At 64.3% G+C, this 18,045-nt stretch carries 20 protein-coding genes; 8 read left to right on the top strand and 12 right to left on the bottom strand.

What is annotated here, in order from left to right; all coding sequences use genetic code 11:
- Nucleotides 1–4: 4 nt before the first annotated feature.
- Complete coding sequence (locus VOI21_RS01685) at nt 5–202, bottom strand: hypothetical protein (protein ID WP_323767084.1); 198 nt, start codon at nt 200–202, stop codon at nt 5–7.
- A 102-nt stretch (nt 203–304) separates the two neighbouring features.
- Nucleotides 305–1,135 (bottom strand): pseudouridine synthase, encoded by an 831-nt coding sequence (locus tag VOI21_RS01680; protein ID WP_323767083.1) that lies wholly within the window; start codon nt 1,133–1,135, stop codon nt 305–307.
- A gap of 87 nt (nt 1,136–1,222) precedes the next feature.
- Between VOI21_RS01680 and VOI21_RS01675 the strand changes: the two genes are divergently transcribed.
- The 3 genes from VOI21_RS01675 to VOI21_RS01665 all read left to right on the top strand — a co-directional run bounded on the left by VOI21_RS01675 (nt 1,223) and on the right by VOI21_RS01665 (nt 3,486).
- On the top strand, nt 1,223–1,672 hold the full coding sequence (locus tag VOI21_RS01675) for a nucleoside deaminase (protein ID WP_323767082.1): 450 nt from the start codon (nt 1,223–1,225) through the stop codon (nt 1,670–1,672).
- A gap of 3 nt (nt 1,673–1,675) precedes the next feature.
- Entirely contained in the window at nt 1,676–2,230 is a 555-nt protein-coding gene (locus VOI21_RS01670) for a pseudouridine synthase (protein ID WP_323767081.1), read from the top strand.
- A 74-nt stretch (nt 2,231–2,304) separates the two neighbouring features.
- Nucleotides 2,305–3,486, top strand: coding sequence for a M12 family metallopeptidase (locus VOI21_RS01665; protein WP_323767080.1), 1,182 nt, complete (start codon nt 2,305–2,307; stop codon nt 3,484–3,486).
- Nucleotides 3,487–3,493: 7 nt separating this feature from the next.
- On the opposite strand, the gene hemF is transcribed toward VOI21_RS01665, so the two are convergent.
- From hemF to clpS, 6 genes are all read right to left on the bottom strand, one after another.
- A complete protein-coding gene (hemF, locus tag VOI21_RS01660; RefSeq protein WP_323767078.1) occupies nt 3,494–4,384 on the bottom strand; it encodes an oxygen-dependent coproporphyrinogen oxidase in 891 nt (296 codons plus the stop codon).
- A gap of 68 nt (nt 4,385–4,452) precedes the next feature.
- Complete coding sequence (locus VOI21_RS01655) at nt 4,453–5,106, bottom strand: hypothetical protein (RefSeq protein WP_323767076.1); 654 nt, start codon at nt 5,104–5,106, stop codon at nt 4,453–4,455.
- 9 nt (nt 5,107–5,115) lie between these two features.
- Nucleotides 5,116–5,856, bottom strand: coding sequence for a hypothetical protein (locus tag VOI21_RS01650; RefSeq protein ID WP_323767075.1), 741 nt, complete (start codon nt 5,854–5,856; stop codon nt 5,116–5,118).
- 78 nt (nt 5,857–5,934) lie between these two features.
- Nucleotides 5,935–6,735 (bottom strand): SDR family oxidoreductase, encoded by an 801-nt coding sequence (locus VOI21_RS01645; RefSeq protein WP_323767073.1) that lies wholly within the window; start codon nt 6,733–6,735, stop codon nt 5,935–5,937.
- Between the two features lie 39 nt (nt 6,736–6,774).
- Nucleotides 6,775–7,764: a methyltransferase gene (locus VOI21_RS01640; protein WP_323767071.1), complete on the bottom strand. Its 990-nt coding sequence runs from the start codon at nt 7,762–7,764 to the stop codon at nt 6,775–6,777.
- 20 nt (nt 7,765–7,784) lie between these two features.
- Complete coding sequence (clpS, locus tag VOI21_RS01635) at nt 7,785–8,126, bottom strand: ATP-dependent Clp protease adapter ClpS (RefSeq protein WP_323767069.1); 342 nt, start codon at nt 8,124–8,126, stop codon at nt 7,785–7,787.
- Nucleotides 8,127–8,233: 107 nt separating this feature from the next.
- Here clpS and VOI21_RS01630 point away from each other — a divergent pair, with 107 nt between their 5' ends.
- Together VOI21_RS01630 and VOI21_RS01625 are read left to right on the top strand one after the other, a co-directional pair.
- Nucleotides 8,234–8,932, top strand: coding sequence for an HAD family hydrolase (locus tag VOI21_RS01630; RefSeq protein ID WP_323767067.1), 699 nt, complete (start codon nt 8,234–8,236; stop codon nt 8,930–8,932).
- Nucleotides 8,933–9,249: 317 nt separating this feature from the next.
- On the top strand, nt 9,250–10,719 hold the full coding sequence (locus tag VOI21_RS01625) for a D-alanyl-D-alanine carboxypeptidase family protein (protein WP_323767065.1): 1,470 nt from the start codon (nt 9,250–9,252) through the stop codon (nt 10,717–10,719).
- A gap of 82 nt (nt 10,720–10,801) precedes the next feature.
- On the opposite strand, the gene VOI21_RS01620 is transcribed toward VOI21_RS01625, so the two are convergent.
- Nucleotides 10,802–12,544: an alpha/beta hydrolase gene (locus tag VOI21_RS01620; protein WP_323767063.1), complete on the bottom strand. Its 1,743-nt coding sequence runs from the start codon at nt 12,542–12,544 to the stop codon at nt 10,802–10,804.
- 189 nt (nt 12,545–12,733) lie between these two features.
- Nucleotides 12,734–12,940: a 30S ribosomal protein S21 gene (gene rpsU / locus VOI21_RS01615; RefSeq protein ID WP_008207378.1), complete on the bottom strand. Its 207-nt coding sequence runs from the start codon at nt 12,938–12,940 to the stop codon at nt 12,734–12,736.
- A 114-nt stretch (nt 12,941–13,054) separates the two neighbouring features.
- On the opposite strand from rpsU, the gene VOI21_RS01610 reads away from it, so the two are divergent.
- On the top strand, nt 13,055–13,732 hold the full coding sequence (locus VOI21_RS01610) for a COQ9 family protein (protein ID WP_323767030.1): 678 nt from the start codon (nt 13,055–13,057) through the stop codon (nt 13,730–13,732).
- Between the two features lie 91 nt (nt 13,733–13,823).
- Entirely contained in the window at nt 13,824–14,810 is a 987-nt protein-coding gene (locus VOI21_RS01605) for an NAD(P)H-quinone oxidoreductase (RefSeq protein WP_323767028.1), read from the top strand.
- A 102-nt stretch (nt 14,811–14,912) separates the two neighbouring features.
- Here VOI21_RS01605 and VOI21_RS01600 read toward each other — a convergent pair whose 3' ends face one another.
- Together VOI21_RS01600 and hemC are read right to left on the bottom strand one after the other, a co-directional pair.
- Nucleotides 14,913–15,767: a DUF2189 domain-containing protein gene (locus VOI21_RS01600; protein ID WP_323767026.1), complete on the bottom strand. Its 855-nt coding sequence runs from the start codon at nt 15,765–15,767 to the stop codon at nt 14,913–14,915.
- Between the two features lie 143 nt (nt 15,768–15,910).
- Nucleotides 15,911–16,861 (bottom strand): hydroxymethylbilane synthase, encoded by a 951-nt coding sequence (hemC, locus tag VOI21_RS01595; protein WP_323767024.1) that lies wholly within the window; start codon nt 16,859–16,861, stop codon nt 15,911–15,913.
- A gap of 155 nt (nt 16,862–17,016) precedes the next feature.
- Here hemC and hemE point away from each other — a divergent pair, with 155 nt between their 5' ends.
- Nucleotides 17,017–18,045: a uroporphyrinogen decarboxylase gene (gene hemE / locus VOI21_RS01590; RefSeq protein ID WP_323767022.1), complete on the top strand. Its 1,029-nt coding sequence runs from the start codon at nt 17,017–17,019 to the stop codon at nt 18,043–18,045.

Raw genomic sequence — 18,045 nt, 5'->3', positions numbered from 1 at the left:
CCCCTCAGGCGTAGCTCATGATGAAGATCATCAGCCACAGCGCGAAGTAGGCCACGTGCCGGGTCATTTGTCCGGTCTGGCGGGCGCGTCGCGCATAGCTTGTCATGGCATCAAAGGTATCGACGGCCACCATGCGCAAGTTCCCCAGCACCAGAAGCGCCGAAGCCGTGAGAATCGAAAGGGCTATGAATGTTGTCACCATGTCGCCAACATTCGAGCGAAACCGGGCGAAAACGGGGCAATCGCCGGGAAAAAGCAAGAAGAGTTAACGAAGTGTGAAGGCGATAGGGGTTTTTGAGCGGAATTAACCCTTTTTCGGGGGGCGACGGCGGCGCTGCACCGTGGGTTTTGCAGGGCGTCCGGGTTTGCCCGGTTTGCCCGGCTTGGCAGTGCCGACAGGTTCCGGCTCCAGGCCCAGTTGGTCGCGCAGGATCTTGCGGCGGACCTCTTCGACCTCACCGGGTTTGAGCTGGCCCAGTTGAAAGGGACCGTAAGAGGTGCGGATCAGCCGGTTCACGGTCAGGCCGATGTCGGTCATGGCGCGGCGGATTTCGCGGTTTTTGCCTTCGCGCAGGCCGATGGTCAGCCAGGCGTTGGCCCCCTGTTGCCGGTCCAGCGAGACCTGCATCGGTTGAAAGCGCTGGCCGTCGACCTCGATGCCCTTGCGCAGCGGGGCAAGGGTTTCGTCGGTGGGACGGCCGTTGACGCGGACACGGTATTTGCGCAGCCAACCGGTCGAGGGCAGTTCCAGCTTGCGCTTGATCGCGCCGTCATTGGTCAGCAGCAGCAGCCCTTCGGAGTTCAGGTCAAGGCGGCCCACGCTCATGACGCGGGGCAGATCGTCGGGCAGATCGTCATAGATCGTCGGGCGGCCCTGTTCGTCGCGGGTGGTGGTCACGCGGCCCGTGGGCTTGTGGTACAGCCACAGGCGCGCGGCGTCGGGTGCGGCCAGCGGGGTGTCGTCAACGGTGATCTGGTCGGCGTCGGTGACGTTCAGCGCGGGGCTGTCGATCTTCTTGCCGTTCACGGTGACGCGCCCCTCGGCGATCATGCGTTCGGCCTCGCGTCGGCTGGCGCGGCCTGCGCGCGCGATGACCTTGGCGATTCGTTCTCCGGGAGGGGTCTTGTTTTCCATCCGCGTCCCATAGCGCGGCGGCAGGGCCGGGGGGAAGGGGGGTGCAAGCGGCTTTCCCCGGCTGCGCTGCCGCGTTAAGCACCGGACATGAGCTTTCGCAGCCATATGCAGACCGCGCTGGACGAGGCGCAGGCCGCCGCAGCGCGCGGTGAGGTGCCGGTGGGCGCCGTCATTGTTGCGCCCTCTGGCGCGGTGATCGCGCGGGCGGGCAACCGCACGCGCGAGATGAACGACCCCACCGCCCATGCCGAGGTGCTGGCGATCCGCGCGGCCTGTGCCGCTGTGGGGGCCGAACGGCTGCCCGAGCACGACCTGTATGTCACGCTGGAGCCGTGCCCGATGTGCGCCGCCGCCATCGGCTTTGCGCGCATTCGGCGGCTGTATTACGGCGCGGCGGACCCGAAGTCCGGCGGCGTGGCGCAGGGGGCGCGGGTGTTTGCCCATCCGCAGTGCCACCATGTCCCCGAGGTCTATGACGGCATTGGCGCGGAGTCGTCCGCCGCGCTGTTGCGCGACTTTTTTGCGGCGCGGAGGTAGGTCATGGCGCGGGTCATCCTGTTCAACAAACCCTTTGGGGTGTTGTCGCAATTCACCGACAAGGGGACCGAGGGCAGCCCGCGCGCGACCCTGTCCGACTATATCGACGTGCCGGGTGTCTACCCGGCGGGACGGCTGGACCGGGACAGCGAGGGGTTGATGGTGCTGACGGATGAAGGCGCGTTGCAGGCGCGCATTTCGTCGCCCAAGTACAAACGCCCCAAAAGCTATCTGGCGCAGGTCGAGGGCGTGCCGTCAGACGAGCAACTTGCGCAGTTGCGCAAGGGGGTGACGCTGAAGGACGGGCCGACGCGCCCGGCCAAGGTCGCCCGTATCGACACGCCCGACCTGTGGGAGCGGGACCCGCCGGTGCGGTTCCGCAAGACGGTGCCGGACGCTTGGCTGCAACTGACCATCACCGAAGGACGCAACCGGCAGGTGCGCCGCATGTGCGCCCATGTCGGTTTGCCCTGCCTGCGGCTGGTGCGCTGGTCGGTCGGGGATTGGACATTGGACGGGCTGGAGCCCGGTCAGTGGAAGGATGCCTTTAGCGGATGAACTCTCTGTAAAGTTGAAAAATTCGCCTTTTGTGATAGTATGAGGGCGCATTTTCAGCATTAAGGAGATTTCCCATGGCCAGAACCACAGCGGACCCACGTCCGACGTCCAAATATGACAGGCATCTGTCTCAGCGACTGGACCAGATCGAAGAGATGCTGGCGCAGCTTGCGGCGCATTATGGCGGCGGTCCGGGCGGAAGCAAAACCGGCGATCATGCCCATGTGGGCAATTGCGACATGCCCAAGGTGCCGGAGCGCGTGCTGGGGCCTAGCGTGTCGGACGAACGCGCCAGCCTGATCCGATACGTTGACCGCAAATGGGTCAACGGCACCACCCTGCACTATTTCCTGTTCGACGACGGCCCCTTTTCCGGCGACGCGTTCAACATGGACAAGGTGCGCGAGGGCTTTCAGATCTGGGCCGACGTCGGCATCGGACTGAATTTCGAGGAAACCGAGGATATTGACGAGGCCGAGGTGCGGATCGGGTTCCAGCCCGGCGGGTCATGGTCCTATGTCGGGCGCGATGTGATCGACATTCCGGGCCAGAATGAGCGCACGATGAACATCGGCTGGGACCTGCGCCACGATCCGCGCGGCGTCGATACGGCGGTGCATGAGATCGGCCATACGCTGGGCTTTCCGCATGAACACCAGAACCCGTTTTCCGGCATCGTCTGGGATGAGGACGCGGTTTATGCCTATTTCGCCGGGCCGCCAAACAACTGGAGCCGGGAACAGACCTTTCACAACGTCCTGCGCAAACTGACGTCGGGCGATGTGGAAGGTTCCGCATGGGACCCGGATTCCGTCATGCATTACGGGTTTGGTCCGGGTCTGATCCTTGAACCGGACAAATACCGCACCGGGTTGCGGCCCGAACTGGGCCTGAGCGACACCGACAAGGACGAGGTGCAAAAGTTCTACCCCAAGGCACAGGCGGAAAAGACCACGCTGCTGGAGCCGTTCAAGTCGGCGGTTCTGGACATGATGCCCGCCGATCAGGTGAACTTTCTGCTGCAACCGACGGCCACGCGGGACTACACCATCCGATCCTTTGGTCGGGCCGACATGCTGATGGTGCTGTTCCGCAAGGACGGCGAGGTGACGCGGTTCATGGCCGGATCAGACGACGCCGGCACCGAAGACAACGCGGAAATCACCATCCGCCTGTTGCAGGGGGAGGACTACATCCTGCGGGTGCGCATGATGTCCCACTTTGGCAGCGGACGGGTGGCGGTGATGTACTGGTAAGGGTGGCTCAGACCCACTTGGCCAGCGGCGGCAGGCTCATCAACACGGCATTGGCGTCGTGGCCTGTCGCCAGTCCGAACTTGGTGCCCCGGTCGTAGACAAGGTTGTATTCCGCATAGAGGCCGCGGTGGATCAATTGTGTGTCCTTGTCCGCATCGGTGAAATCCTGCACGCGGCGTTTTTCCACCAAGGGCAGATAGGCGGGTAGAAAGGCGCGGCCGATGTCCTGTGTCAGGGCGAAATCCTCCTCCCAGTCGCCGGTGTTGCGGTCATCCATAAAGATGCCGCCGACGCCGCGCGCCCGGTGGCGGTGGGGGATGTAGAAATACTCATCGGCCCATGCCTTCAGTTCCGGGTAGAGGGTCGGCCCGTGCGGGTCCAGATGCGCCTTTTGGGTGGCGTGGAAATGCGCGGTGTCGTCATCGTATTCGATACAGGGGTTCAGGTCCGATCCGCCGCCGAACCACCACGCGCCGGGCGTCCAGAACATGCGGGTGTTCATGTGGACGGCAGGGGCGTGCGGGTTCTGCATATGCGCCACAAGGCTGATACCCGACGCCCAGAACCGCGGGTCGCTGTCCATGCCCGGAACGCCGCGCGCGGCCATCGCCTTTTGCGCGGCCTCACCCAGTGCGCCGTAAACGGTCGAGACGTTGACGCCGACCTTTTCAAAGACGCGGCCGCCGCGCATCACGCTCATCAGCCCGCCGCCCGCGTCGGTGCCGTCATCCGAGGCGCGTTTGGTTGGCGTCACCTCAAAGCGGCCCGGAGCCATGTCGGCAAAGGGGCCTGTGTCGTGGCTGTCTTCCAGCGCTTCGAACGCGGCAACGATGTCGTCGCGCAATTGACGGAACCAAGCGGCGGCGCGTGGTTTTTCCGTATCCAGAGAGTCGGTCATGGCACTGCCCCCAAAAAACTTGGCGGCACGCTAGCGGGCATGGGAAGGGCGCGCAACGCGACGCTCTGTCAGCCGCGCGCGGCCAGCCGACGGCGATACCGAAGGATCAGGCCGATGGACTGGATCAGGACCAGCACGCTGAGCCCGCCCATCCAGAGGACGCTGTGCCAGAACGGCAGGAACGACACGCCGCTGACGTCTGTGGCCGGGTCGCGGGCCTCTGCCAGATTGCCGAAACGATAGCTGTCCCAGCCTTGGCAGGGGTCGGCCAGCCCGAAGGAATGCGCGAGGTCGCAGAGGACCGTCCTGGCGGGGACGGGGTGCCAGCGGCTGACCTCGGCAAAGCTGCCATCGTTGATCCATGCGCTGCCGTGGTCGATGAACCGCAACCACGCCCAGAAGAACCCGCAGAGCGGCAGCAGACAGATCATCAACATGGACAGGCGCTGCCACAGCAGGTCAAGCGCCGGTGTGTCGAGGTCGACAAAGCCGAAACGCGGAAAGACGGCTGTCTCTGGCGGGACATGGGTCATGTAGAGCCGCACCAGCCAATAGCCGAACGCGGCGATGGGCAAGCCAAAGCCCAGCAGGATCACCGGGGCGGCGACCCGTTCATCGAAAAGCGCCGCCAGCCCAAGATCGACATCCCATTGCGCATACATGAACCCCGCGATCAGGGCGGTGATCAGAAAGGTGAAGATCGCCGTTATGATGCCCTGCATGTCGTGCCCCTATCGCGTTCCCAGCAGCCATTGCCCAAAGCGCGCCGCCGTGCCGCCAATCTGGCGGCTGAGGTCGATATTCGCATCGTCGAGCAGCAGGGTGATCGCCTCTGCCCGGTCGGCAGAGAGCCGGACAGACAGTGTGACGCCCCTGTTGCCGTCGCGCGCAAACCGGTGCGTTTCCAGCGAGGGGGCAAGCCGTTTGAGCATGTCGCCCTCCCCCAAAGGCACATTGAGACGGCGTGAAAAGGGCACGCCGTTGTCTTTCAGGACCCGTTCCAGATCGTCCGGAAAGTCGCGGATATTGTCGATCTCGATCTGTACACTCAGCCGACGCGACGTGCTGTCCCAGACCGGGCGCAGCGACAGGTCGGCGTCATGTGTGCTTTCGCCGAGGACGGTCTTGAGCAGACTGCTGCAGACCCAAAGCTCCCCCTCGATCCGTGTGCGGAGCCTGAGCGTGTCGCCGCCGCTGCGCATTTGCGTCGGCCCACGCCAGTACAGCCGCGCGCCGCAGTCGCCAAGGTTGCCGCGTCCGCGCATCTGGCTGTCGATCTCATCGAACAGCGCGGGCATCCGCACGTCGAGGTCCAGTTCCAGACGATCATCCACGGACCGCAGCGCCTGAAGTACAAGTGTTCCCTTGACCGGACTCTGGGGGGATAGGGCGCGCAGGTCCCGCTCTGCGATCTGAGCAAAGGCGGGGGCGGCGGTCAAAAACAGAAAAAGGATCAGGGCAGGGCGCAACATCGGGACATCAATTGGGCGCGAGGAAAATCCCCGCGACTCTACCACGGATTGCGCAATTGGTCCAGATTTCGGGAGGTGTCAGTGGGCGGGGGCGGCGACCGGGTCCAGCAGGGTGCGCCCGCCATCGACCGTCATGATCTGGCCGGTGACAAAGCCCGCCCCTTCGCAGGACAGGAACTGCACCGACTCGGCCAGTTCACGGGGGGCGGCGATACGGCCCAGAGGCGTGTGATCCTCAATGTCGGCGCGATAGTTCTTGTGCTCGCGCAGGGTGTCCTTGAGGCTGGCCGACATGACAGAGCCAAAGGCCACCGCGTTGACCCGGATACGGTGCGGTGCCAGCGCCACAGCCATCGAGCGGGTCATCTGGTCCAGCGCGGCGCAGGAGACGGAATAACCCAGCAACTCGGGGTGGGTGCGGCGTGCGGCGATGGACGACAGGTTTACAATCGCGCCGACCTGCCCGCCTTCCTGCCCCTCGGCCTGCTTGATCATGCGGCGGGCCACCAGCTGCGTCATGCGATAAGAGGTGGTCAGGTTCTGCGACAGCAGTTGTTCGACGGTGTCATCCTCAAGGTCGAGCGGATCGGAGGTCAGCAGTTGCCTCGACCCGTTGATCAGGATGTCGACCCGGTCAAAGGCGTCCAGCGTGGCCGACAGCAGGTTTGCCATGGTCAGCCGCTCGCGCAGGTCCCCGGCGAAATAGCGCAGCGTGCTCTCGTCGTTGGTGTCGCCGCATTCCTTCATCAACTGCGGCTCGTCCATGTCGGCAAGCATCACATTCGCGCCCTTGTTGGCAAAGTGCCGGGCGATGGCCAGCCCCACGCCGTTGGCCGCGCCGGTGACAATCGCGGTCTTGCCTTGGATGGAGAAACTCATGTGGGCCTCGTTGGGGTTGTCCGGCCAAGCTAACCGGGTTCAGCGCCGCTGACGAGTGGGTCTTGCGGCGTGAAGAATCTTGAAGCGGGAGTCGCCGCCAATTTCGGTGGTTTCGCGGAATGCCTCCGCGAGGGCGGCCTCATACGGCAGATGACGATTGGCGACAAGCCAGAGCCGACCGTAAGGCGAAAGGATGCGGGCGGCGGCGGCCACAAAGGCGCGTCCGATCTGCGGGTCGGCCTTGCGCCCCTGATGAAAAGGCGGGTTCATGATGACCCCGTCCAGCGCGGCGGGCGGTTTCCAGTCGGTGGCATCCGCCCAGTGAAACACGGCGCGCGGGTCGGTGACGTTTGCGCGGGCGCAGTCCAGCGCGGCCTTTTCGGCCTCGACCAGATGCAATGCCGTGATGCCGGGGCGGGTGAGCGCCTGTTTCGACAGCCAGCCCCAGCCAGCGCCAAGATCGGCAAAGCGTCCCTTGAGGGTGTCAGGCAGCGCAGCGGCCAGCGCCTGCGATGCCGGGTCCACGCCGTCGGCGGAAAAGACGCCGGGTGCGGTCAGGTCGCCCGAGGGCAGGCGTTCCGGCGCGTGACGCCAATCGGACAAATCCGCGCCGCCCTGAAACCACAGGCATTTGCCGTGCGCCTTGGACACCTGCCCAAGCACCGGAACACGGGCGCGCAGCGCCTTGGCAATGGATTCGATCCCGTCTGTCTTGGCCCCATCGACAACGACAACCCCGCCGGGGGTCAGGGCGCTGGCGTCTGCGATGCGGTTTTCCGCAAGCGTGCGGGCGCGTGGCAATGTAACGATGGCGGCGGCATAGGGGCCCGCGGGATCAGAGCGCGTGGCAACGCCACGGCGCTGCCAGGCGGCGTGATCGGGAAAGAAGGTCTGGATGACCTCGACGCGCGACGGGTCGATCCCGTCAAGGGCCGTGTCGGCAGGCGCACCGAACAAGGCGATAGAACCGCTCTCTGGCAGGGCAAGGCCGCCGGAGGCGAGGGCATAAGAGAGGCGTTCTGCTGACATGAGGGGAATGGCGCGGGCGCCTATTCCTTCTCCATCGTGCATTGCAGGGGGTGCTGGTGGCGGCGGGCGAAATCCATCACCTGTCCCACCTTGGTCTCGGCAATCTCATGGCTGAAGACACCGACCACGGCGACCCCTTTCTTATGCACGGTCAACATGACCTCAAACGCCTGCGCGTGGGTCATGCCGAAAAAGCGTTCAAGCACGTGAACGACAAATTCCATTGGCGTATAGTCGTCGTTCAGCAGCAACACCTTGTAGAGCGGCGGGCGCTTGGTCTTGGGCTTGGTCTGGACGGCGACGCCGGAGTCGCCCTCGCCGTCATCGGGCGGGGTGTTCGTCATCATGAACGTCCGTGTCATGGGGGCGTTTGTCATCGAGCCGTTCGCGCATTGGGTTTCCAGGTACGGCCACTTTATATAGGCTGGAGGGCGTTGCCGAAAAGGGGGCCGTTGGGGCTGAATACAGGATGGCGGGAAAACTGCAAACAATCGGCTTTGATGCGGACGATACCCTGTGGCACAACGAGCGCTTTTTCGTGCTGACGCAGGATCGTTTCGCCGAACTGCTGCGCGATTACGCGGATCGCGACCATCTGGCAGACCGGCTGATCGAATCAGAGCGGCGCAATATCGGCCATTACGGGTTCGGCGTAAAAGGATTTGTCCTGTCGATGATCGAGACGGCGATCGAGGTGACGGATGGCCGTGTGCCCGCCACTGTCATCTCCGAGTTGATGGCCGCCGGACGCGAGATGCTGGCCCATCCGATCGAGCTGTTGCCCCATGCCCGTGAGGCGGTCGAGGCGGTGGCAGACACGCACCGCCTGATCCTGATCACCAAGGGCGACCTGCTGCATCAGGAACGCAAGCTGGCGCAATCGGGGCTGGGCGATCTGTTCGACGCGGTCGAGATCGTGTCGGACAAGCAGCCGGAGACCTATACGCGCATCTTCGGGACGGCCCCGGGTGGGGCCGGGGCGGCGATGATGGTGGGCAATTCGATGAAATCGGACGTGGTCCCGGCGATTGAGGCAGGGGCTTGGGGCGTGCATGTCCCGCATGATCTGGCCTGGGCGCTGGAGCACGCAGAGGCACCCGAAACGCCGCGTTTCCGCAGCGTGGCGGATCTGGGCGCGCTGCCCGCGCTGGTGGCCGAGATCGGCTGATCCCGCAGGCTGTCCGAGTCGCCATATTTTTGCCTCAATTCGCCTCAATCCCGCCGCATTGGACGGTCTAGGGGAGGCGAACGGGGAAATCGCAACATATAGAAACATGCATTGGATAAATCCTTTGGAAATCAGGGGATTGTCGCCTTCTCTTGAAGTCGCCTCCGTGTTAACATGACCTTAACCACGGTGCTGGCAGAGTCGCACCGGGACAAGAACAAGAACCCCAACCGAAAAATCGGGGGGACGAGGCAGAAAGGCAGTGCATCGTGACGGGACGTCGCAGGACTACGGGCCATTTTGGCCTGCATATCTTCATGTTTGTATGGCTGATGGTGCTCGTGCCTCTCAGCGTGGCCGCAGCACCCTATGCGGCCATGGTGATGGACGCGCGCAACGGGAAGGTCCTGCACGCGCAGAATGCCGACACCCGCCTGCATCCGGCCTCCCTCACCAAGATGATGACGCTCTATGTCGTCTTCGAGGCGGTGCAGAACGGCGAGATCACCATGGACACGCTGGTCACCGTCTCGCGCAAGGCCGCCTCTGAAGAACCGTCGAAACTGGGTCTGCGACCGGGGCAGAAGATCAAGCTGCGCTACCTTGTTCGGGCGGCTGCGGTGAAATCCGCCAATGACGCCGCCACCGCGATGGCCGAGGCGATCGAAGGGTCTGAAGCGGCCTTTGCCCGGCGGATGAACCGGACGGCGCAGGCCATGGGCATGACCCGCACCACCTTTAAGAACGCGCATGGGCTGACCGAAAGCGGGCACCTGTCCACCGCACGCGACATGACGATCCTCGGGCGGCACGTGATCTATGACTATCCGCAGTATTACAACCTGTTCTCACGCAAGACGGCCGATGCCGGTGTGCGCAAAGTTTCGCACACCAATTCGCGGCTGCTGAACTCCTACAAAGGCGCGGATGGCATCAAGACCGGCTATACCCGCGCGGCGGGGTTCAACCTTGTGGCCTCGGCTGAACGGGGCAAGGAACGGGTCATCGCGACCGTCTTTGGCGGGCGGTCGACCGCCTCGCGCAATGCGCGGGTCGAGGAACTGCTGGATATGGGCTTTAAGAAAGCGCCGGCATGGGCCAACAAACGTGAGCCCAAGATCCCGCCCTATCTGGGCAAGGGGGCGGGCAAGGGCGGAATCATCGTCGCCAATACCTCTGACCCGGCTCCCGGAACGCGGGCCAAATCGATCCGCGTGGCCTCGGCTGCCGTGACGCGCAGCCTGCGGCCCATGGCACGCCCGGGCAGCGTTGTGACGCCGAACATGGTCGCGCCAATCGTGGCGTCCGTGGGCAAGGCCATCGAGCGTGAGCTTCAGGAGGTCGCCATGGTCTCTGACACCGCCCCAAGCCCTGCGCCTGCGGCGACGCCTCCAAGAGAGGCGCTTGTGGTCAGCGCCGTTGCTCCGACGGCGTCGGTCAAGCCGGTTCAGCGCCCGGTGGGCGTGGCCGCCGCTGCGACGCTGACCTTCAAGGATACCCCGACACCGGCGCGCAAGGCCGAGGTGGTCACCCGTCTGTCGACCTCGGGTGGTCGTCATTGGGGGATCAATGTGGGCCGCTATCCCAGCGAATACGCCGCGCAAAAGATCCTGCTGCAAACCGCGTTGACCGAAACGGCGACGCTGGACGGCGCCTCGCGCAAGGTTGTCCGGGGCAAGACTGGCTTTGACGCGAACTTCATGGGCCTGACGCGGGACAGTGCAGAGCTGGCCTGTCGGCGGCTACAGGCGCGGCAGATCACTTGTTTCATGGTGGGGCCCGGCTAAACGCGTCACTCCTGCGCAATCTCAGACAACAAAGGCCCGCCCTTTGACAAAGGCGGGCCTGTTCTGTTCCGGGGCGCAGGTGTCAGCGTATGGCGATCAGAATACGCTCGACCACGCTCATGACCCGGTCCACGCGGGTCTGGTCGGCCAGCAGATCAAAGACCAGAAGCCGGATCTCATCGCTGGTACGCAGGTGCTTGGCCTGCGCGTTCGAGATCACACCGATCAGATCGTTGGAGGGACAAACGCCCTCACGGTACTCATAGACCGTGCCGTTGCGCGCGGCGCGGGCCTGCAAGCCGCAGCGCCGTTCGGGCGGGACGTCCTGCCAGAACAGGGTCATGATATCGACCAGAGCGGAACTGTCGTTGGAGAAATAATTGTGCGCCAGCATGTCGTCGCCCAGCGAGGACATGTCGATGCTGTCGAGGGCGGGGTGCGACAGAAGAATGTCGCCGCCAATCCCGGCCCGTGGCGCGGACCCGTGCAGCTTGCCCGAGGACACCAGCGCCCAGTCGGTGGACGAGGCATAAAGCGTCATGCGCCGGGCCAGAGGGGCAAAGGTGCCTGCCATTTCTCCGAACAGATCGGCGTCCACATCGGGGGCGGCGAACATCACCTGATCAAGGATCGGGGAATCGCCGGGGCGTGCGTCCCGCTTGAGCGCCATGATTTCCAGCGCGTCGGTCAGCGCGCGGTTGCCCATGGAGTGCGCGACCACATTGATAGAGCGCGCGCCGGACCGCAGCACGAGATCCTCCATGAACCCGGCGAGACGGCGGCCCGACAGCCGCACAACCGCCGCATCAGCGTTGTAGCCGACCGTGGTGTCGCGCGACGGCCATGAAAACAGCACCGGCACGGTGCCGTTGCCCATGTCATGCACCATCTGCGCGGTGCGCTGGGCGGCGTATTCAAAGCTGGTGTTGTAGCCGTGTATAAAGAGCAGCAGATCGCGCTGGTCCTCTTCCTGAAATTCGTCCTGCAATTTGCCAAAGAAGCTGTCGGGGTCCACCGGTTTAACCGATTTCAGGAGGATGTGCTTGGACGGGCTGGCGCGAAATTCCAACCGCCAGATCGAGGGTTTTTCAACCTGTCCGGCAACGTGGCTGTTGGGAATGGTGACGGTGGCGATCCCCAGTTCCAGACGGTCGCCCCGTTCCCCGCCATAAAAGCGTGCCGGGTGGGTGGCCCCTGTGCGGGCACGGTCGGTGGCATAAAAGACGTCTACCGCATGAAACCCGCCGTCATCGGCGGCAAATGCGGTTTCCAGCGACGGGCTGCCAAGAGCCTTGAGCGCGGCGCGCGCGTTTTCGGCGGCCTCCGTATCGCCCAGCAGATCGGCCAGCCGCACCAGTTCCTTGTATAGGTCGGTCAGCGCGTCGTCCCCGCGCCCGGTCTCTTGCTCAGCGGTGATCGCGGCCTCGATCATGGTGCGGGCCGAGGCGAGCGCCCCTTGTGCCTCATAGATCTGGGCCGCCTTGAGATAGGCGGGCACCGGGTCCTCACCCAGTTCGGTCCGGGCAAAGGCGCGGGTGCGGGCCAGATCGGCCCAGGCGTCGCTGGCCTGAACATAGTCCAGCCCGTCCAGCAATTCGGCGCGCAACTGCATGAGATCGACAAGAATGCGCATCTGCGGCGGGGTGCCCAGAACGCGCGGGTCACGCATCGCGATGTCGACCTGTTGCAACGCCTGAAACGGATCGGTTCCGGCCAGCGTGTCAAGCGCCACAACCCGGCTGATGTCCTGCGCCCGACCGGGCGCGGGGATCACCGCGACACAGGCGCAGATCGTGATGAAAATGGATCGGGCCAGCAGAGTCATTGTTCCCTCGCAATCTGAGAGTTCTTCTCTGGCATGATTATGCGGCGTTGTGGGCACTTAACAAGGTGGGGAATACCGGGGCTTGTTGTGTTGCCCTGCCGCATTGCCCTGAACCAGAAGTTTTACATAAGAAAAACCCCCGCGACCGGGCCGCAGGGGTTCGTATCTGACTAAAAGCGTTCGGTACGCTTACAGCATGCCTTCGCGCTGGGCCTTTTTACGAGCCAGCTTGCGGGCGCGGCGGATTGCCTCGGCCTTTTCACGGGCTTTCTTCTCGGACGGCTTCTCGAAATGTTGCTTGAGCTTCATTTCGCGGAACACGCCTTCGCGCTGCAGCTTTTTCTTCAGAGCGCGGAGCGCCTGATCGACATTGTTGTCACGAACACTGACCTGCATGTGGTTTTCACCACCTTTCTAGATTTGAGTTGCAAGGGAATTGCAGGAGGTGGCCGTATAGCAAGCACCGTTCTATTTGTCTAGGGTGTAGACGGAACATGAAGGATGCACCCTATGCCCGATATCGCAGACAGGATTCTGGACGCCGCGCTGACGCATGTGCCCTTTGACGGTTGGTCAGAGGTTAGCTTTCGCGCTGCCGTGGCCGATGCCGGGGTGGACCCGGTGGTGGCGCGTGGCCTGTACCCGCGCGGGGCCGTCGATCTGGCGGTGGCCTATCACAAAAGGGGCGATGCGGACATGCTGCGCCGAATCGCGGCAACGGACCTTGCAGAGATGCGCTTTCGGGATCGCGTCGGTTTTGCCGTGCGCGCCCGGATCGAGGCGGCAGAAGACCGTGAGGCGGTTCGGCGGGGGACAACGCTGTTTGCCTTGCCACCTTATGCACCGGACGGGGCGCGCCTGATCTGGGGCACGGCGGATGCGATCTGGACCGCGCTGGGCGATACGTCGCGGGATTTCAACTGGTACACCAAGCGGGCGACGCTGTCGGCGGTCTATTCCTCGACCGTGCTGTACTGGCTGGGCGACGATTCGCTGGAGCATGAGGCGACATGGGCCTTTCTGGATCGCCGGATCGAAGACGTGATGCGGTTTGAAAAGGTAAAGGGTCAACTGCGCGAGAACCGCCTGTTCGGCGCGCTGACAGCGGGGCCTGCGAAGATTCTGGAACGGGTCAGGGCTCCGTCCGGTTCGGATGCGGATCTACCCGGCGGCACGCCGTCCCGCTGAGCGCGCCTTTACGGCGCAGGCGGACCGGCCTGAAACCGCTTTGCCCCCTGCGCGCCGCTTGTTACCAAATCCCAAAGAGGGAGGCCTGACCATGTCCGACACCATGCGCGCCATCGAGATCACCGAGCCGGGCGGCCCGGAGGTTCTGAAACCGACAACGCGGCCCGTGCCGCAGCCTGCCGCCGGGCAGGTGGTCATCAAGGTCGCCTATGCCGGGGTCAATCGCCCCGACGCGCTGCAACGCGCGGGCAGCTATGCGCCGCCGCCCGGAGCCTCTGACTTGCCGGGGCTTGAAGCCTCGGGAGAGGTGGTCGCACTCGGCGCCGGTGTGGACGGTCTGTCGCTGGGCGATCCGGTTTGCGCGCTGCTGCCCGGGGGCGGGTATGCGGAATATGTCGCAACCCCCGCCGCGCATTGCCTGCCGGTGCCCAAGGGCATGGGGCTGAAAGAGGCCGCTTGCCTGCCAGAGACGTTTTTCACCGTCTGGTCGAACGTGTTCCAGCGCGGCGGATTGCAAGCGGGGGAGCGATTCCTAGTACATGGCGGGTCCAGCGGCATCGGCACAACGGCGATCCAATTGGCCAGCCATTTCGGCGCGCGGGTCTTTGCCACCGCCGGGTCCGAGGCCAAGTGTCAGGCCTGCCGCGATCTGGGAGCAGAACAGGCGATCAACTACCGCGAAGAGGATTTCGTCGAGGTGCTGCGCGCGGCTGGTGGGGCCAATCTGATCCTTGATATGGTGGGGGGCGAGTATCTGCCGCGCAACGTCAAGGCCCTGACCGATGACGGACGGCTAGTGCAGATCGCGTTTTTGCAGGGGCCGAAGGTAGAGCTGAACTTTGCACAGGTGATGATGCGGCGGCTGACCATCACCGGTAGCACTCTGCGTCCGCAGAGCGATCTGGCCAAGGCGCGCATCGCGGACGCACTGCGCGCGCAGGTCTGGCCCCTGCTGGATGCCGGCCTTGTGGCCCCGGTCATGGACAGCGAGTTCCCGTTTGAAGAGGCAGGCGCCGCCCATGCCCGCATGGAAAGCTCTGGTCATATCGGGAAGATCGTTTTGAAAGTGGGCGTGTAGCGGGGGCATGCCCCCAGCTGCCTGCGGTTGCACCGCCAGAGTATTTTTACCAAGAAGAAGCTGGGCGCGGTGCCGGACTTTCGGCCGCGCCCGGTTGATTGATTACACGACCGCGCGGCGGTAGAGGTGCCATGTGGCGTGGCCGAGTACCGGCAGGACGATCACCAGTCCAAGCAGCATCGGCAGGCTGCCCAGCACCAGACCGGCGGTCACGATGGCCCCCCATGTCAGGATCACCTTGGGGTTCTGGCGCGTCACACGGAGCGAGGTCTGGACCGCCATCGGCAGTCCCACGCGGCGGTCCAGCAGCAGCGGAAAGGACACCACGCTGGTGGCGAGTACCGTCAGGGCAAAGATGCCGCCGATGCCGCAGCCCAGAAGGATCATTGTCAGTCCGGGTCCTGTCATGAGACTGTCGATGAACGCCCCGGGTGAGGCGGGCATGTCCGGCCCAAGAGTTACTCCATAGAGATGCGCCGCCACCATGAGCCAGAGGCAGAAGATCGCTGCAAGGTAGAGCCCCATCACGACGATGGAGGCAAAACGCGGCCCTTCCAGCACCTTGAGCGCGCCCAGCCAACCGATGTCTTCGCCCTCTTCGCGGCGGCGGCTGATCTCATACACGCCGACGGCAGTGACCGGGCCGAGCAGGGCAAAGCCTGCGATCATCGGAAAGATCAGCGGTATCAGCGACCAATGGTGCGCCGAGACCGCAAGGACAAGCCCGATGATCGGATAGAGCAGGACAAGGAACATGACGTCAGACCGGCAGGCCTGAAAGTCGCGCCAGCCCGCCTCCAGCGCCTCTCGCAGGTCCTCTGCGGTGAGTTCGCGGATGCGCGGCGGGGCGGCGACCTCGACCCCGCCGAGGTTTTGCGTTGATCGTGCCGCGTGGCGACCGGCAAGCCCAAAGGCCTGCGCCAGCCAGCTGCCGGGGTTCCCGATTGTCTGTGTCATGCGTCCTCTCCTTATGGCGTGGGAAGGCGCCAACCGGACAAGGGGCCATCGCGCGGCGACGGCCGGACCGGTCAGACGCGCTTATGCGTCAAAAGGTAGCACGAATCGGTCGGCGTTCCTATCACAGTGGTGAGAGGCGCGGATCAGTGGGTGAAGAAACCGGGACCGGCCTGCGCCAGAAGGTCGGCGGCAAGGGTTCGGCCCATCTCTGCCCCGGTATCGACGGGGCCGGTGATTTCACCGGCATAGGCCGCAGAGCCATCGGTTTTCAGGATCTCACCACGCAGGCGCAGAGTATCGCCGGTCTGTTCAGCAAGGGCTGCGATGGGGGTTTCGCAAGAGCCATCAAGGGCCGCGAGGAAGGCGCGTTCGGCGGCCAGCCGCAAAGCGGTGGGCGCATCGTGGATCGCGGCCAGCATCTCTTGGGCGCGGCTGTCGTCGGCGCGGCGTTCGATGCCGATGGCACCCTGCGCCACGGCGGGCAGCATGTCGTCCGGTGAGATGGCGCTTTGCGGCACATGTGTCATGCCCAGCCGGTTCAGGCCTGCGCAGGCAAGGAAGGTGGCGCGCGCGACGCCGTCGTTCAGTTTCTTCAAGCGGGTTTGCAGGTTGCCACGAAACTCCACCACTTGCAGGTCAGGGCGGCGGTGCAGCAGTTGCGCGCGGCGGCGCAGGGACGAGGTGCCGACAACCGCACCCTGCGGCAGGTCATGCAGGCTATCCGCGTCGGGACAGATGAACGCATCGCGCACGTCCTCACGCGGCAGGTAGCAGTCCAGCACCAGACCGGCGGGCTGTTCCGTCGGCATGTCCTTCATCGAATGCACCGCGATGTCGATCCGGCCCGCCAGCATCGCCTCTTCGATCTCTTTGGTGAACAGGCCCTTGTTGCCGATCTCTTTCAACGGGCGGTCGGCGTCGATCATGCTGCGGTCGTCGCCGGTGGTCTTGATCACCACGATCTCGAACGCGTCAAGCGGCAGGCCAAAGGCAGTGGCCAGACGGTCACGGGTTTCATGGGCCTGAGCCAGCGCCAGCGGAGAGCCGCGGGTGCCGAGTTTCAGCGGGGATTGGGGTGTGGGCAGATCGGTCATGGGCAAGGGTTAGCGCGGCGCGGCGGGAAAGGAAACGGGATTTGACGGGCTTGGGATGCGTCATGCGCGCCCGGTTTGGCCGCAGGTGGGCAAGGCTGCTTGACACCGGCGGGCCTGCATTGGACCAAGACAAACGAATTTGAGGAGCGACCCGAATGACCAAGACGATCCTGCGGGCCCTTGCGGGCGAGACGCTGCCGACACCGCCGATCTGGATGATGCGTCAGGCGGGGCGCTATTTGCCCGAGTACAAGGCGACGCGGGCCGAGGCGGGGGATTTCCTGTCGCTGTGCTACAACCCGGAGCTGGCGACAGAGGTGACATTGCAGCCGATCCGACGGTACGGGTTCGACGCGGCGATCCTGTTTGCCGACATCCTGCTGCTGCCGCAGGCGCTGGGCATGGACCTTTGGTTTGTCACCGGCGAAGGACCGCGTTTGTCGACCATCACCTCGGACGCGGATTTCGACAAGCTGGGCCGGGGTGAGATGATCCACGACACGCTGAACCCGATTTACCAGACAGTCCGCAATCTGTCGGGGGCGCTGCCGTCCGAGACGACGCTGATCGGCTTTGCGGGCGCGCCGTGGACCGTGGCGACCTACATGATCGCGGGGCAGGGGACCAAGGATCAGGGACCGGCCCATGCGCTGAAGGCAGAGAACCGCGCGCTGTTCGAAAAGATCATCGACCGGCTGACAGAGGCGACGATTGACTACCTGTCCGAACAGGTGAAGGCGGGGGCCGAGGTGGTCAAACTGTTCGACAGTTGGGCCGGATCGCTCAAGGGTGAGGATTTTGACCGCTACGCGTTGGAACCGGCCCGCATCATCACGCAGGAACTCAAGCGGCGGCACCCGGGCCTGCCGGTCATCGCCTTCCCGCGTCAGGCGGGTGACAAATACATCGGCTTTCATCAGGCGACGGGCGCGGATTGCGTTGCGGTGGATGACAGCGTGACGCCGGAATGGGCGGCGGAACATGTGCAGGTGTCGGGCTGCGTGCAGGGCAACCTTGCCTCGTCGCACATGGTCACGGGCGGCGACGCGCTGGTCGCGGAAACGCAGCGCGTGGTGCAGGCGTTCCGCAAGGGGCCGCATATCTTCAACCTTGGACACGGGATCACGCCGGATGCGGACCCCGAGAACGTGCAGTTGATGATAGATACCGTGCGGGCAATGTAA

Source organism: Antarctobacter sp., from assembly GCF_034670325.1.
Taxonomy (GTDB): Bacteria; Pseudomonadota; Alphaproteobacteria; order Rhodobacterales; family Rhodobacteraceae; genus Antarctobacter.
Note: the sequence above shows the minus strand (reverse complement) of the source record. Positions and strands in the feature narration are given on the sequence as shown.

Bases quoted from the DNA above. Each gene is read 5' to 3' on its own strand.
- VOI21_RS01605 (WP_323767028.1), top strand. From the start codon at position 13,824: ATGTCCGACACCATGCGCGCCATCGAGATCACCGAGCCGGGCGGCCCG.
- VOI21_RS01620 (WP_323767063.1), bottom strand. From the start codon at position 12,544: ATGACTCTGCTGGCCCGATCCATTTTCATCACGATCTGCGCCTGTGTC.
- rpsU (WP_008207378.1), bottom strand. From the start codon at position 12,940: ATGCAGGTCAGTGTTCGTGACAACAATGTCGATCAGGCGCTCCGCGCT.
- VOI21_RS01640 (WP_323767071.1), bottom strand. From the start codon at position 7,764: ATGTCAGCAGAACGCCTCTCTTATGCCCTCGCCTCCGGCGGCCTTGCC.
- clpS (WP_323767069.1), bottom strand. From the start codon at position 8,126: ATGACACGGACGTTCATGATGACGAACACCCCGCCCGATGACGGCGAG.
- VOI21_RS01655 (WP_323767076.1), bottom strand. From the start codon at position 5,106: ATGCAGGGCATCATAACGGCGATCTTCACCTTTCTGATCACCGCCCTG.
- VOI21_RS01600 (WP_323767026.1), bottom strand. From the start codon at position 15,767: ATGACACAGACAATCGGGAACCCCGGCAGCTGGCTGGCGCAGGCCTTT.
- VOI21_RS01645 (WP_323767073.1), bottom strand. From the start codon at position 6,735: ATGAGTTTCTCCATCCAAGGCAAGACCGCGATTGTCACCGGCGCGGCC.
- hemF (WP_323767078.1), bottom strand. From the start codon at position 4,384: ATGACCGACTCTCTGGATACGGAAAAACCACGCGCCGCCGCTTGGTTC.
- VOI21_RS01610 (WP_323767030.1), top strand. From the start codon at position 13,055: ATGCCCGATATCGCAGACAGGATTCTGGACGCCGCGCTGACGCATGTG.
- VOI21_RS01630 (WP_323767067.1), top strand. From the start codon at position 8,234: ATGGCGGGAAAACTGCAAACAATCGGCTTTGATGCGGACGATACCCTG.
- VOI21_RS01675 (WP_323767082.1), top strand. From the start codon at position 1,223: ATGAGCTTTCGCAGCCATATGCAGACCGCGCTGGACGAGGCGCAGGCC.
- VOI21_RS01650 (WP_323767075.1), bottom strand. From the start codon at position 5,856: ATGTTGCGCCCTGCCCTGATCCTTTTTCTGTTTTTGACCGCCGCCCCC.
- VOI21_RS01665 (WP_323767080.1), top strand. From the start codon at position 2,305: ATGGCCAGAACCACAGCGGACCCACGTCCGACGTCCAAATATGACAGG.
- VOI21_RS01670 (WP_323767081.1), top strand. From the start codon at position 1,676: ATGGCGCGGGTCATCCTGTTCAACAAACCCTTTGGGGTGTTGTCGCAA.
- VOI21_RS01625 (WP_323767065.1), top strand. From the start codon at position 9,250: ATGTTTGTATGGCTGATGGTGCTCGTGCCTCTCAGCGTGGCCGCAGCA.
- VOI21_RS01680 (WP_323767083.1), bottom strand. From the start codon at position 1,135: ATGGAAAACAAGACCCCTCCCGGAGAACGAATCGCCAAGGTCATCGCG.
- hemE (WP_323767022.1), top strand. From the start codon at position 17,017: ATGACCAAGACGATCCTGCGGGCCCTTGCGGGCGAGACGCTGCCGACA.
- VOI21_RS01685 (WP_323767084.1), bottom strand. From the start codon at position 202: ATGGTGACAACATTCATAGCCCTTTCGATTCTCACGGCTTCGGCGCTT.
- hemC (WP_323767024.1), bottom strand. From the start codon at position 16,861: ATGACCGATCTGCCCACACCCCAATCCCCGCTGAAACTCGGCACCCGC.